The organism is Bacillus sp. B28 (assembly GCF_029536185.1).
GTDB lineage: Bacteria > Bacillota > Bacilli > Bacillales > Bacillaceae > Bacillus > Bacillus halotolerans.
In genome coordinates this window covers 19,498-32,500 of the sequence record NZ_CP120511.1, presented here as the reverse complement: position 1 = coordinate 32,500, position 13,003 = coordinate 19,498, and the positions used below count along the sequence as shown (strand labels likewise).

Annotated in this window: 12 protein-coding genes, 3 tRNA genes, 2 rRNA genes, 1 other RNA gene and 1 other annotated feature (1 of these 19 cut by a window edge); of the genes, 4 read left to right on the top strand and 14 right to left on the bottom strand. The window is 44.8% G+C overall.

The window, feature by feature from the left end; genetic code table 11:
• From P3L57_RS00170 to tadA, 11 genes are all read right to left on the bottom strand, one after another.
• Positions 1 to 713: ribosomal RNA gene (locus tag P3L57_RS00170) — 23S ribosomal RNA — on the bottom strand; it reaches 2,215 nt to the left of the window's first position.
• Positions 714 to 794: 81 nt separating this feature from the next.
• Positions 795 to 870, bottom strand: a tRNA-Ala gene (locus tag P3L57_RS00165).
• A gap of 12 nt (positions 871 to 882) precedes the next feature.
• Positions 883 to 959, bottom strand: a tRNA-Ile gene (locus tag P3L57_RS00160).
• A 101-nt stretch (positions 960 to 1,060) separates the two neighbouring features.
• Positions 1,061 to 2,610, bottom strand: a 16S ribosomal RNA gene (locus P3L57_RS00155).
• Together the 16S and 23S rRNA genes with 2 tRNA genes alongside form the textbook arrangement of a ribosomal RNA operon.
• A 309-nt stretch (positions 2,611 to 2,919) precedes the next feature.
• A complete protein-coding gene (gene bofA / locus P3L57_RS00150; protein WP_044153617.1) occupies positions 2,920 to 3,183 on the bottom strand; it encodes a sigma-K factor-processing regulator BofA in 264 nt (87 codons plus the stop codon).
• A 66-nt stretch (positions 3,184 to 3,249) separates the two neighbouring features.
• Positions 3,250 to 3,474 carry a YaaL family protein gene (locus P3L57_RS00145; RefSeq protein WP_024123599.1) on the bottom strand — a complete coding sequence of 75 codons (225 nt, stop codon included), beginning with the start codon at positions 3,472 to 3,474 and terminating at the stop codon, positions 3,250 to 3,252.
• Between the two features lie 18 nt (positions 3,475 to 3,492).
• Positions 3,493 to 4,089 (bottom strand): recombination protein RecR, encoded by a 597-nt coding sequence (gene recR / locus P3L57_RS00140; protein WP_024123598.1) that lies wholly within the window; start codon positions 4,087 to 4,089, stop codon positions 3,493 to 3,495.
• Between the two features lie 14 nt (positions 4,090 to 4,103).
• On the bottom strand, positions 4,104 to 4,427 hold the full coding sequence (locus tag P3L57_RS00135; protein WP_014112282.1) for a YbaB/EbfC family nucleoid-associated protein: 324 nt from the start codon (positions 4,425 to 4,427) through the stop codon (positions 4,104 to 4,106).
• A 23-nt stretch (positions 4,428 to 4,450) separates the two neighbouring features.
• Positions 4,451 to 6,145, bottom strand: coding sequence for a DNA polymerase III subunit gamma/tau (gene dnaX, locus P3L57_RS00130; protein WP_277617472.1), 1,695 nt, complete (start codon positions 6,143 to 6,145; stop codon positions 4,451 to 4,453).
• 128 nt (positions 6,146 to 6,273) lie between these two features.
• Positions 6,274 to 6,538, bottom strand: an RNA gene (ffs, locus tag P3L57_RS00125) — signal recognition particle sRNA large type.
• Between the two features lie 82 nt (positions 6,539 to 6,620).
• Positions 6,621 to 7,106, bottom strand: a complete 486-nt coding sequence (gene tadA, locus P3L57_RS00120) for a tRNA adenosine(34) deaminase TadA (protein WP_044153623.1) — start codon at positions 7,104 to 7,106, stop codon at positions 6,621 to 6,623.
• A gap of 83 nt (positions 7,107 to 7,189) precedes the next feature.
• Here tadA and P3L57_RS00115 point away from each other — a divergent pair, with 83 nt between their 5' ends.
• The 4 genes from P3L57_RS00115 to dck all read left to right on the top strand — a co-directional run bounded on the left by P3L57_RS00115 (position 7,190) and on the right by dck (position 10,459).
• Positions 7,190 to 7,741: a cysteine hydrolase family protein gene (locus tag P3L57_RS00115; RefSeq protein ID WP_069487710.1), complete on the top strand. Its 552-nt coding sequence runs from the start codon at positions 7,190 to 7,192 to the stop codon at positions 7,739 to 7,741.
• Between the two features lie 62 nt (positions 7,742 to 7,803).
• Positions 7,804 to 9,087: a LysM peptidoglycan-binding domain-containing protein gene (locus tag P3L57_RS00110; protein WP_069487711.1), complete on the top strand. Its 1,284-nt coding sequence runs from the start codon at positions 7,804 to 7,806 to the stop codon at positions 9,085 to 9,087.
• A gap of 98 nt (positions 9,088 to 9,185) precedes the next feature.
• Positions 9,186 to 9,809 carry a deoxyguanosine kinase gene (dgk, locus tag P3L57_RS00105; RefSeq protein WP_044153628.1) on the top strand — a complete coding sequence of 208 codons (624 nt, stop codon included), beginning with the start codon at positions 9,186 to 9,188 and terminating at the stop codon, positions 9,807 to 9,809.
• The gene (gene dck, locus P3L57_RS00100) at positions 9,806 to 10,459 is read left to right on the top strand and encodes a deoxyadenosine/deoxycytidine kinase (protein WP_044153630.1); all 654 of its coding nucleotides are present in this window, start codon (positions 9,806 to 9,808) and stop codon (positions 10,457 to 10,459) included. The genes dgk and dck overlap by 4 nt, the downstream gene beginning before the upstream one ends.
• A gap of 114 nt (positions 10,460 to 10,573) precedes the next feature.
• On the opposite strand, the gene P3L57_RS00095 is transcribed toward dck, so the two are convergent.
• From P3L57_RS00095 to pdxT, 3 genes are all read right to left on the bottom strand, one after another.
• A tRNA-Ser gene (locus tag P3L57_RS00095) sits at positions 10,574 to 10,666 on the bottom strand.
• Between the two features lie 132 nt (positions 10,667 to 10,798).
• Positions 10,799 to 12,076 carry a serine--tRNA ligase gene (serS, locus tag P3L57_RS00090; RefSeq protein ID WP_059293409.1) on the bottom strand — a complete coding sequence of 426 codons (1,278 nt, stop codon included), beginning with the start codon at positions 12,074 to 12,076 and terminating at the stop codon, positions 10,799 to 10,801.
• A gap of 66 nt (positions 12,077 to 12,142) precedes the next feature.
• Positions 12,143 to 12,354 (bottom strand) — a binding site (T-box leader).
• Positions 12,355 to 12,406: 52 nt separating this feature from the next.
• A complete protein-coding gene (pdxT, locus tag P3L57_RS00085) occupies positions 12,407 to 12,997 on the bottom strand; it encodes a pyridoxal 5'-phosphate synthase glutaminase subunit PdxT (RefSeq protein WP_059334692.1) in 591 nt (196 codons plus the stop codon).
• Positions 12,998 to 13,003: the final 6 nt, after the last annotated feature.

Sequence of the window (13,003 nt, the reverse complement as noted above, 5' to 3'; positions counted from 1 at the left end):
CGACCACGTACTCATGCGCCCTATTCAGACTCGCTTTCGCTGCGGCTCCGCATCTTCTGCTTAACCTTGCACGGGATCGTAACTCGCCGGTTCATTCTACAAAAGGCACGCCATCACCCGTTAACGGGCTCTGACTACTTGTAGGCACACGGTTTCAGGATCTCTTTCACTCCCCTTCCGGGGTGCTTTTCACCTTTCCCTCACGGTACTGGTTCACTATCGGTCACTAGGGAGTATTTAGCCTTGGGAGATGGTCCTCCCGGATTCCGACGGAATTTCACGTGTTCCGCCGTACTCAGGATCCACTCTGGAGAGAACGAAGTTTTGACTACAGGGCTGTTACCTCCTATGGCGGGCCTTTCCAGACCTCTTCATCTACCTCGTTCCTTTGTAACTCCGTACAGAGTGTCCTACAACCCCAAGAGGCAAGCCTCTTGGTTTGGGCTAATCCCGTTTCGCTCGCCGCTACTCAGGGAATCGCATTTGCTTTCTCTTCCTCCGGGTACTTAGATGTTTCAGTTCCCCGGGTCTGCCTTCTCATATCCTATGAATTCAGATATGGATACCACTCCATTACGAGTGGTGGGTTTCCCCATTCGGAAATCTCCGGATCAAAGCTTGCTTACAGCTCCCCGAAGCATATCGGTGTTCGTCCCGTCCTTCATCGGCTCCTAGTGCCAAGGCATCCACCGTGCGCCCTTTCTAACTTAACCGTTAAAAAGAATCACTATGTGATATCTTGTGTTACTAATTGAATGTGATGTCTACTGTTATCTAGTTTTCAAAGAACACGTTGGTGGAGCCTAGCGGGATCGAACCGCTGACCTCCTGCGTGCAAAGCAGGCGCTCTCCCAGCTGAGCTAAGGCCCCATTTGTATAAGATGGTGGGCCTGAGTGGACTCGAACCACCGACCTCACGCTTATCAGGCGTGCGCTCTAACCAGCTGAGCTACAGGCCCATCTTAACTTATTCAAGGAACAAAGTTCCTTCAAAACTAAACAAGACAGGGAACGTTCTGTTTATAAGACCCAAGGTCTTATATTCCGTAAATATCCTTAGAAAGGAGGTGATCCAGCCGCACCTTCCGATACGGCTACCTTGTTACGACTTCACCCCAATCATCTGTCCCACCTTCGGCGGCTGGCTCCATAAAGGTTACCTCACCGACTTCGGGTGTTACAAACTCTCGTGGTGTGACGGGCGGTGTGTACAAGGCCCGGGAACGTATTCACCGCGGCATGCTGATCCGCGATTACTAGCGATTCCAGCTTCACGCAGTCGAGTTGCAGACTGCGATCCGAACTGAGAACAGATTTGTGGGATTGGCTTAACCTCGCGGTTTCGCTGCCCTTTGTTCTGTCCATTGTAGCACGTGTGTAGCCCAGGTCATAAGGGGCATGATGATTTGACGTCATCCCCACCTTCCTCCGGTTTGTCACCGGCAGTCACCTTAGAGTGCCCAACTGAATGCTGGCAACTAAGATCAAGGGTTGCGCTCGTTGCGGGACTTAACCCAACATCTCACGACACGAGCTGACGACAACCATGCACCACCTGTCACTCTGCCCCCGAAGGGGACGTCCTATCTCTAGGATTGTCAGAGGATGTCAAGACCTGGTAAGGTTCTTCGCGTTGCTTCGAATTAAACCACATGCTCCACCGCTTGTGCGGGCCCCCGTCAATTCCTTTGAGTTTCAGTCTTGCGACCGTACTCCCCAGGCGGAGTGCTTAATGCGTTAGCTGCAGCACTAAGGGGCGGAAACCCCCTAACACTTAGCACTCATCGTTTACGGCGTGGACTACCAGGGTATCTAATCCTGTTCGCTCCCCACGCTTTCGCTCCTCAGCGTCAGTTACAGACCAGAGAGTCGCCTTCGCCACTGGTGTTCCTCCACATCTCTACGCATTTCACCGCTACACGTGGAATTCCACTCTCCTCTTCTGCACTCAAGTTCCCCAGTTTCCAATGACCCTCCCCGGTTGAGCCGGGGGCTTTCACATCAGACTTAAGGAACCGCCTGCGAGCCCTTTACGCCCAATAATTCCGGACAACGCTTGCCACCTACGTATTACCGCGGCTGCTGGCACGTAGTTAGCCGTGGCTTTCTGGTTAGGTACCGTCAAGGTACCGCCCTATTCGAACGGTACTTGTTCTTCCCTAACAACAGAGCTTTACGATCCGAAAACCTTCATCACTCACGCGGCGTTGCTCCGTCAGACTTTCGTCCATTGCGGAAGATTCCCTACTGCTGCCTCCCGTAGGAGTCTGGGCCGTGTCTCAGTCCCAGTGTGGCCGATCACCCTCTCAGGTCGGCTACGCATCGTTGCCTTGGTGAGCCATTACCTCACCAACTAGCTAATGCGCCGCGGGTCCATCTGTAAGTGGTAGCCGAAGCCACCTTTTATGTTTGAACCATGCGGTTCAAACAAGCATCCGGTATTAGCCCCGGTTTCCCGGAGTTATCCCAGTCTTACAGGCAGGTTACCCACGTGTTACTCACCCGTCCGCCGCTAACATCAGGGAGCAAGCTCCCATCTGTCCGCTCGACTTGCATGTATTAGGCACGCCGCCAGCGTTCGTCCTGAGCCAGGATCAAACTCTCCGATAAATGGATCGCAGATTAAATTCATCACATCCTGTGACAACATCTGCGTGACCTGCATCGTGCAGGCCTTAGTTTGACTGACTACGCACATCGCTGTGCGATTTTATAATAAAACTTGAATTAACAGGTACGTTTTGTCTTGTTTAGTTTTCAAAGAACTTTGTTGCCGCTCTTTAAGCGACTTTATAATCATAACATTTTACGCCGTTTCCGTCAACAACTTTTTTGTATTTTCTTTAAAAAGCTTATCCGTCATCAGCGACGTATATTAGAATAACACCCTTACGTCTTAAAGTCAACATATAACATGAATTAAATAATAAAATGCTTAATTACTACTAATGCTGCTATTCCCGGTATGCCCAAGATTCCGCTTATGGCTGTTGTGACAATGTTAATCGGCACATGAATGCCGAGGCTGCCTCCGAACATGTTCACACATACCAGCAACAAAGCACCCGCTACACATTTAACAGCAGTTATACCAATCCACTTTAAAGGCTTCGCAGGCGAACCTGATAAAAACAGAAGAATAACCAGTCCTAAAATAATCCCTATAATAAAAATAGGCTCCATGAATCTTCTCATCCCCTTCACTTGTTCTAGTACAAGCTTATGAGAAGATCCAGGAGTTTAGACCACTTACTTCCACCTGCTGATTTTCAAATTGCGCTGTTTCGCTTCCCTCAAGTAAAAAAAATACTTTGCTTCAGCTACCTTCAGCTCGCATAAAACCTCAGCTGATGGTTCAAGGCTTTTTTCAACCAGCTTCTTTTGCCTGTTCCACTCTTCCTTTTGCTTAAAAAGCTGCTCGATTAGTTTTTCATCAAACTCTCTTCTCAATGTTTTCTTGCGAAGAAAACCCATGGATCGCTTTTTCCTCCCTTACAATTCACGTCTTCCTTCAAGTGCCTTAGAAAGAGTGACCTCATCAGCATATTCCAAGTCACCGCCGACGGGCAGTCCGTGGGCAATACGGGAGAGCTTAATACCAGATGGCTTCAAGAGCCTTGATATATACATCGCTGTTGCTTCCCCTTCTATATTAGGGTTTGTTGCGAGAATCACTTCTGTCACTTGATCATCCTGTAATCGTTTTAACAATTCTGGTATTTTTATATCCTCTGGTCCGATGCCGTCCATTGGAGAAATGGCGCCGTGGAGAACATGATACTGGCCGTTGTATTCTTTCATTTTCTCCATAGCAATAACATCCTTAGGGTCTTGCACAACACAGATAATGGACTTATCCCTTCGTGAATCTTCACATATATAACAAGGGTCTTGATCTGTAATATGCCCGCAAACTGAGCAATATGTCAGATTGCGTTTCGCATTTACCAACGCTTTCGCAAAATCTAATACCACATCTTCTTTCATACCTAGAACAAAAAAAGCCAGACGGACCGCTGTTTTCGGCCCGATCCCTGGCAATTTCATAAAGCTGTCGATCAGCTTTGATATTGGTTCAGGATATTGCATTTTCTTTTATCCTCCTAGAACAAACCTGGCATGTTCATTCCTTTTGTAAATTGACCCATTGTTTCGTTTGTGATCTCGTCAACTTTTTTCAAGGCTTCATTCGTTGCAGCAAGCACTAAATCCTGGAGCATTTCGATATCTTCCGGGTCAACTACATCTTCTTTAATGATGACATCCAGAATTTCTTTTTGGCCGTTTGCTTTAACTGTTACCATACCGCCGCCTGCAGTTCCTTCAACTACCTGTTCTGCAAGCTCTTCTTGAGCCTTGGCCATATCCTTTTGCATCTTTTGCATTTGTTTCATCATTTTTTGCATATTTCCCATTCCGCCACGCATATTATCCACTCTCTTTCATTTTGTTAGTCTTTTATTTCAATTAAATCCGCTCCGACAAGCTTTTTCGCTTCTGCAATAAGCGGGTCTTCTTCAGCCGGCTCATTTGATCCTTCATTTTCCTGCTGATGATCTACTAAAAATTCTTCTCTTATTTTACCCCATTGTGCTTCTGGAACGCCAATCAAATCCATTCTTTTTCCGAGCATAGATTCTAAAATCTGTTCAAGATTAGTCCGGACACCGTTGTTATCCTCGGCGACCATTTTACAATGTATTTCATATTTGAATTTCAGTACAAATGCCGAAGAAGCTGCAGCCACAGGTTCACTGTCATTCAGCAGTGCAGCATGCGATACTTTGTTTTGCTGTTTCAGGTGAGCCAGAAGCTTGCCCCAGCTGCTTCTGAGCTGATCAAGGTCCGTTCTCGTTGCTTCCTTCAAAATTTCATGAATTCTGCCTACCGGCGCTTTGTAATTGGATTTCCCGCCTTTTGGCGCACGCGGCGTCTCTTTTTTCGGACTTTCCGCCGCTGCTTTTACGCCGGTTGTTTTGAGCCGTTCTACTTCTTGCTCAAGCTGCTGGATCTTTTTCATCAGCATATCAACTTCAGGCAGGTCTGCAGCAGCTGGTTGATGAGACGTTTGGCAAATCTTCACCACAGCCACTTCAAAGAAGATACGGGGATGGTTCGTCCATTTCATTTCCTGGTGGCTCTTGTTCAGGATATCAATCATTTCATATATCGCCTGGGTCGGAATTTGTTCACTCAATTCACGGAACGTTTCATCGACTTTTACTTTTTCCAGTACACCCTCTAAGCCAGGAGCTGTTTTGAACAGCAGCATGTCCCTGAAATAGAAAATCATATCCTCTATCAGCTTCGCCGGGTCTTTCCCTTGCTGAAGCAGCTCATTCAATGTTTCCAAAGCTTCAGAAACATGTTTTTCATGCAGAGATTGCGCAAGCTTACCTATATATAATTGAGAAACTGCTCCGGTAATCAGAAGTGCATCATCAACTTTTAGCTCGTCGCCGCTGAATGAGACTGCCTGATCAAGAAGGCTCAAAGCATCCCTCATACCGCCATCTGCAGCACTCGCAATAATGTCGAGCGCCCCTTCTTCAACCTGCAGCTCTTCAGCTTCAACTATTTTGTTCATACGTCCGACAATCGCTTGGGATGTAATTCGCTTGAAGTCAAAACGCTGACATCTGGAGATAATGGTTAAAGGAATTTTGTGCGGTTCTGTTGTTGCTAAAATGAAAATACAATGCTCAGGCGGCTCTTCTAATGTTTTTAATAACGCATTGAAGGCGCCGATAGAAAGCATATGCACCTCATCTATGATATATACCTTATATGTGACAGCCGATGGGGCAAACTTCACTTTGTCGCGGATGTCACGAATTTCATCAACACCGTTGTTAGAAGCGGCGTCAATTTCTATGACATCGGATATGGACCCGTTTGTTATCCCTTTACAGGCTGCACATTCGTTACATGGCTCATCAACAGGAGCGTGTTCACAGTTGACAACTTTGGCAAATATTTTGGCCGCACTGGTTTTTCCCGTACCCCTTGGCCCGGAAAACAGATAAGCATGAGAAAATTTCTTTTGCAAAAGGGCATTTTGAAGCGTTTTTGTAATGTGCTCTTGTCCGACCACATCTTCAAAGCGCTGAGGCCTGAATACTCGATATAAAGCTTGGTAACTCACGGGTGCGCCCTCCTCCGTTATTCATCATTCCCATTATACATGAACCGTGTATCGATTCCAAAAGCTCTTTTACATAACAAAAAACTCACCTAATATTAGGTGAGTTTGAAAATTTGATGATTGATTTACCGTGCACCTTCTGTCGATTCGCTACCCTAAGCGTTACTTAAGCAGTTAGCTCGGCCCAGGCAACCCTGCGGCACATGAGAGGTTTCACTTAATGCTGCTTCCTTCCGGACCTGACATGGTTCATGAATTCCCATTGCGCAGGACCCAAACGTCAACACCACTTACTTAAGGCAGACCTTAAAGTAAACGAACCTCGAGAAGGGATTCGGCCCCGCTAGAGCGGATTGCGGGTACAGGGCACCGCTACCTCCCCGCTTAGCACGGCAAAATAAATATCAAATTTTATGTCGCATCTATGACGATGCACACATAAGTATATCGTTTCCCCCTAAAAATTGCAACCTTACTACTCAGACAAGTTTTTCCTAGAAGCTTTCTTCTTTTTTCTCAGATCTCTGAAAAACGCACTGAGCATTCCTCCGCATTCTTCCTCTAGCACACCGCTCACCACTTCAGCCTGATGATTAAAGCGTTCTTCCTGAAGAAGGTTCATTAACGTGCCTGAACAGCCTCCTTTTGGATCAAATGCGCCAAATACCACTTTCTCCACGCGTGAAAGCACGACGGCTCCGGCACACATCGGACAAGGCTCAAGGGTAACGTAAAGTGTTGCGCCTTCCAGTCTCCATGTTCCAAGTGACTTGCACGCTTCATCAATCACAAGCATTTCCGCATGAGCGATAGACCGCTGCTCTGTTTCTCTTAAATTGTGCGCGCGTGCCAAAATTTTATCATTCACAACAAGCACGGCTCCGATCGGCACCTCGCCTTTCGCTTCAGCTTTTTTCGCTTCTTTTATTGCTTCTTTCATATAAAGTTCATCTTGATTCATCAGATTAGCTCTCTTTTCAAAGTTTTTTCCTTACCTAAAAAGGCTACATATTAACTATAACTTAAACAGAAAGGAGACTGTCGATGTCTAAAGCAGACACAGCTCTTCTCATTGTAGACATGATCAATAATTTTGAATTTGATATGGGAGAAAGTCTTGCCAACAAAACAGAAAAAATCGTTCCTCACATTTTATCATTAAAAAAGCACGCAAGACAAAATGACTGGCCGATTATATACATTAATGATCATTACGGGCTTTGGCAAGCGGATATCCAAAATATCCAGCAAGAATGTGAAAACGAGAAAAGCAAGGCCATTATCAAAAAGATATCGCCCGAGGATGCCGACTATTTTTTAATCAAGCCGAAACACTCCGCTTTTTATGAAACAGCCCTCCATACCCTCCTGACTGAATTACAGGTGAAACGCATTGTCTTAACAGGGATAGCGGGAAATATATGCGTGCTGTTTACCGCTAATGATGCTTACATGAGAGAATACAGCATTACAATACCTAAGGACTGCATTGCTTCTAACAGCGATCAGGACAATGAATTCGCTCTAACCATGATGGAAAATGTTCTTTTCGCAGAAATTACAACGGAAGAACAAATTACAGAAAAACAAACATGATTAGCGCTTTCCTTTCATACATTGTAGCGATATGAAAGGAGGCGTTTTTCATTCAAATTTATGTGGTGAAACAAGGCGACACTCTTTCTGCTATCGCTTCACAATACAGAACAACTGTAAATGAAATCACAGAAACGAATGAAATACCGAATCCCGACAGCCTTGTTGTCGGACAAACCATTGTCATTCCAATAGCTGGCCAGTTTTATGATGTTCAACAAGGTGATACCCTGACATCCATCGCACAGCAATTTAATACAACAGCAGCTGAGCTTGCCAGGGTGAACCGCATCCAGTTAAATACCGTACTGCAGATTGGTTTCCGTTTATACATTCCTCCAGTTCCAAAAAGAGACATTGAATCAAGCGCTTATTTGGAGCCACGCGGAAATCAAGTCAGCGAAAATCTCCAGCAGGCGGCCAGAGAAGCATCGCCCTACTTAACGTACCTTGGGGCATTCAGTTTCCAGGCACAGCGTGATGGAACCTTAGTCGCACCGCCTTTAACGAATTTAAGAAGCATTGCAGAGAATCAAGGCACGACACTGATGATGATTATAACGAACCTAGAAAACCAGGCATTCAGCGATGAGCTCGGCCGGATCCTTTTGAACGACGATACTGTGAAAAGAAGACTTTTGAATGAAATAGTCGAGAACGCCAGAAGATATGGCTTCCGTGCTATTCATTTTGACTTTGAATACTTACGGCCCCAGGATAGAGAGGCATATAATCAATTTCTCCGCGAGGCAAGGGATCTTTTTCATCAAGAAGGCTTAGAAATTTCTACGGCGCTTGCCCCTAAAACAAGCGCAACACAGCAGGGCAGATGGTACGAAGCACATGATTACAGAGCACATGGCCAAATTGTCGACTTCGTTGTTCTCATGACTTATGAATGGGGCTACAGCGGCGGACCTCCTCAAGCTGTTTCTCCAATTGGTCCTGTTCGGGATGTCATCGAATATGCTTTGACAGAAATGCCTGCGAATAAAATTGTCATGGGGCAGAATTTATATGGGTATGATTGGACGCTGCCATTTACAGCTGGCGGAACTCCGGCAAGAGCAATAAGCCCTCAGCAAGCCATTGTCATAGCCGATCAAAACAATGCCGACATCCAGTATGACCAAACCGCTCAAGCCCCCTTCTTCCGCTATACTGATGCAGAAAACAAAAGGCACGAGGTATGGTTTGAAGACGCCCGTTCGATTCAGGCCAAATTCAATCTGATTAAAGAGCTTAATTTAAGAGGGATCAGCTACTGGAAGCTGGGGCTTTCCTTTCCTCAAAACTGGCTGCTGCTTTCTGATCAATTTCAAGTTGTCAAAAAGACGTTCCGTTAATTTGGAAACGTCTTTTTTTCATAGGGGAATCCAAGGGTTGTGATACAATATGAAGGTCAGCAATTGACGGACGTTTTTTAGAAATAAGGAGGATTCCAATGAATACAGCCCCTTTTATCGCAGTTGAAGGTCCTATCGGGGCAGGAAAAACAACGCTCGCGACGATGCTTTCACAAGAGCTTGGATTCCCTATGATCAGTGAGATTGTTGAGGATAATCCATACCTTGATAAGTTTTATGACAACATTGAGGAATGGAGCTTCCAGCTTGAGATGTTTTTTCTTTGTCACAGGTACAAACAGCTTGAGGATACCAGCCATCACTTTTTAAATGAAGGACAGCCTGTAATAGCTGATTACCACATTTATAAAAATGTGATTTTTGCGGAACGAACGCTGTCTGAACAGCAGCTCAACAAATATAGAAAGATTTTTCATCTTCTTACCGATGATCTTCCAAAGCCAAATTTCATCATTTACATAAAGGCAAGTCTGCCCACATTGTTACACCGCATTGAAAAACGCGGGCGTCCCTTTGAGAAAAAAATTGAAACAAGCTATTTGGAGCAGCTGATCGCAGATTATGACATCGCCATCAAGCAGCTGCAGGAAGCAGACCCAGATCTTACGGTGTTAACAATAGATGGCGATTCAGAGGATTTCGTTTTGAATAAGAGCGATTTTGAACGTATAGCCGCCCATGTAAAGGAGCTAATAAAATGAAGGAACATCATATCCCTGAGAATTCAATCATTACAGTAGCAGGAACAGTAGGTGTCGGAAAATCTACTTTAACAAGAGCATTGGCTAAACGGCTTGGCTTTAAAACCTCTCTAGAGGAAGTCGATCATAACCCATACTTAGAAAAATTCTATCATGATTTTGAACGCTGGAGCTTCCATCTGCAAATCTACTTCTTAGCTGAACGATTCAAAGAACAGAAAAATATTTTTGAAGCCGGCGGAGGGTTTGTACAGGATCGTTCTATTTATGAGGATACTGGGATTTTTGCAAAAATGCACGCTGACAAAGGGACGATGTCAAAGATTGATTATAAAACCTATACAAGCCTGTTTGAAGCAATGGTCATGACACCGTATTTCCCGCATCCTGATGTGCTGATTTATTTAGAAGGTGATCTGGACAACATATTAGCCCGGATTGAAGAACGCGGACGTGAAATGGAGCTTCAAACAGACCGGTCTTATTGGGAAGAAATGCACACGCGTTACGAAAACTGGATCAGCGGTTTTAACGCTTGTCCTGTCCTGAAAATCCGTATTGAGGATTATGACTTGAAGAATGATGAAAGTTCTATCGAGAACATTGTTGATCAAATCGCAACTGTCATTCATGAAACGAAAAAAAAGTGAATCTCATGACCTGAGATTCACTTTTTTATGATATTAAAAAATCCGTTGCAAACGATGCAACGGACAAAACAATCTCCAATATATGCTTGAGTTTCATTAGAATTAAAATCAATATGGCGGAGGAAGAGGGATTCGAACCCCCGCGGGCTTTGACACCCCTGTCGGTTTTCAAGACCGATCCCTTCAGCCGGACTTGGGTATTCCTCCGTATCGACAAGACTTACTATATCATGAATGTTTTATGATGGTCAAGCATTTTTAAAAACTTTTTTTGTTTTTATGAAAGTGTTTAATTCAAATAGCGAAAAGGCGTGCCTTATCAGGCACACCTTTTCAGCTTTACGCTTTGATGACTTCTCTATTTCCCATATAAGGACGAAGCACTTTTGGTATAATGACGCTTCCGTCTTCCTGCTGATAATTTTCTAAAATAGCGGCAACTGTTCTTCCGACTGCCAAACCTGAGCCGTTCAATGTGTGTACATGCTCTGGTTTGCCCTTCGCTTCACGTCTGAAACGAATGTTCGCACGTCTGGCTTGGAACGCTTCGAAGTTGCTGCAAGAAGAAATTTCACGATATGTGTCTTGGCTCGGAATCCAAACTTCTATATCGTATTTTTTCGCAGCCGTAAATCCTAAATCACCCGTACACATGCTCATTACACGGTATGGAAGTTCCAACAGCTGGAGCACACGCTCAGCCTGGTTTGTTAGTTTTTCTAACTCATCATAAGAATCTTCCGGCTTTACAAACTTCACAAGCTCCACTTTATTAAACTGGTGCTGACGGATTAACCCGCGTGTATCGCGCCCTGCTGAACCAGCTTCTGAGCGGAAGCAGGCACTGAATGCCGCATAATTAATCGGCAGGCTGTCGCCTGACAGAATTTCATCCCGGTGCATATTTGTGATCGGCACTTCAGCAGTCGGAATCAAGAAGTAATCCTCTTCTCTGATCTTAAACGCATCCTCTTCGAACTTTGGAAGCTGTCCTGTTCCCGTCATGCTTGCGCGGTTTACCATATAAGGCGGGATGACCTCAGTATAGTTATACTCATCCACATGAAGGTCAAGCATAAAGTTATAAAGCGCACGCTCCAAACGGGCACCTAAGCCTTTATAAAATACGAAGCGGCTTCCTGTTACCTTCGCTGCACGTTCAAAATCAAGAATGCCAAGCTCATCAGCAATATCCCAATGCGGTTTTGGCTCGTATGCAAATGAAGGTGTTTCGCCCCATTTTCGAATTTCTACGTTATCATCTTCCGTTTCACCGACTGGCACTGATTCGTGCGGAATATTCGGGATTGAAAGAAGAATGGTCTCAAGCGCAGATTCCACTGTTCTTAATTCTTCATCAAGTTTTTTAATTTCCTCGCCGACTTCACGCATTTCTTTAATGATGTGATCCGCGTCTTTTTTCTCGCGTTTCAAAGCGGCTACCTGCTGGGATACTTCATTCCGTTTTCCCTTTAGCTCTTCTACTTTTCCGATAAGCTCTCTTCTTTTATCATCAAGCTCCTCGAACTTATCAAAATCTGTTAAGTCTTCGCCTTTGTGTACAAGCTTTGCTTTAATTTCTTGGAAATTTGCTCTCAGCATTTTCGTATCAAGCATGCGAAACACTCCTTTTTTCATTAAATTCATTGAATTATCGAAAATAAAAAGAGCCCTCATCCCCATGAAAGGGACGAGAGCTCTCGCGTTGCCACCCTGATTGAAAACAAGCCTAGACTTGTTTTCCGCTTTCACACATAACGGTTATCCCGTAAATGCCTACTTCATTCAGCATTTCGCTCAAGGATGGATTCAGACAGCATCTTTCACCGATTCGCACCAACCATCGGCTCTCTTAGAAAGAGAGGCTTCCTAATAGTTCCTATCAACGCTTTTCGATCTTTATTTGTGTTTATAATGTACTATAAGTTTCCACAGCTTTCAACTGTTTTATACAAGGGCTTTCTGCTTGTATTCCTCAACCATTTGAACGAACAGCTTTGTCACTCGATGATCCTCTGTCAGTTCCGGATGGAACGAACAGCCCAAGAAATTACCCTGTTTAGCAGCAACAATGCGTCCGTTATGCTCAGAAAGCACTTCAACATTTTCACCGACTTCCAAGATATGCGGCGCACGGATGAATACACCAGTGAAAGGTTCGTCCAGCCCTTTAATTGTTAAATCAGCTTCAAAGCTGTCAACCTGCCGGCCAAACGAATTCCGTTCAACAACTACATTCAGCAAACCTAAATGAGCGTTGTCTGAACCGGCAATTTCCTTTGCTAAAATAATTAAACCGGCACATGTCCCAAACATCGGTTTTCCCTGAGCAGCAAACTCACGCAATGGCTCCATGAATTGATACGTATCAATTAAACGGCGCATTGTCGTGCTTTCTCCTCCCGGCAAAATTAAACCATCGATTTCGTTTAGCTGCTCTGGGCGTTTAATAACAAGTCCAGCTGCACCGCATGCTTCAATTGCATGGATATGCTCTCTTACTGCTCCTTGAAGTCCTAGTACACCTATTGTTAACATGTCGCA

What these genes read in the sequence shown, in the direction of transcription:
- pdxT (WP_059334692.1), bottom strand. Translation starts at nt 12,997, where the DNA reads ATGTTAACAATAGGTGTACTAGGACTTCAAGGAGCAGTAAGAGAGCAT.
- tadA (WP_044153623.1), bottom strand. Translation starts at nt 7,106, where the DNA reads ATGAATCAAGATGAACTTTATATGAAAGAAGCAATAAAAGAAGCGAAA.
- serS (WP_059293409.1), bottom strand. Translation starts at nt 12,076, where the DNA reads ATGCTTGATACGAAAATGCTGAGAGCAAATTTCCAAGAAATTAAAGCA.
- recR (WP_024123598.1), bottom strand. Translation starts at nt 4,089, where the DNA reads ATGCAATATCCTGAACCAATATCAAAGCTGATCGACAGCTTTATGAAA.
- P3L57_RS00145 (WP_024123599.1), bottom strand. Translation starts at nt 3,474, where the DNA reads ATGGGTTTTCTTCGCAAGAAAACATTGAGAAGAGAGTTTGATGAAAAA.
- P3L57_RS00135 (WP_014112282.1), bottom strand. Translation starts at nt 4,427, where the DNA reads ATGCGTGGCGGAATGGGAAATATGCAAAAAATGATGAAACAAATGCAA.
- P3L57_RS00115 (WP_069487710.1), top strand. Translation starts at nt 7,190, where the DNA reads ATGTCTAAAGCAGACACAGCTCTTCTCATTGTAGACATGATCAATAAT.
- bofA (WP_044153617.1), bottom strand. Translation starts at nt 3,183, where the DNA reads ATGGAGCCTATTTTTATTATAGGGATTATTTTAGGACTGGTTATTCTT.
- dck (WP_044153630.1), top strand. Translation starts at nt 9,806, where the DNA reads ATGAAGGAACATCATATCCCTGAGAATTCAATCATTACAGTAGCAGGA.
- dgk (WP_044153628.1), top strand. Translation starts at nt 9,186, where the DNA reads ATGAATACAGCCCCTTTTATCGCAGTTGAAGGTCCTATCGGGGCAGGA.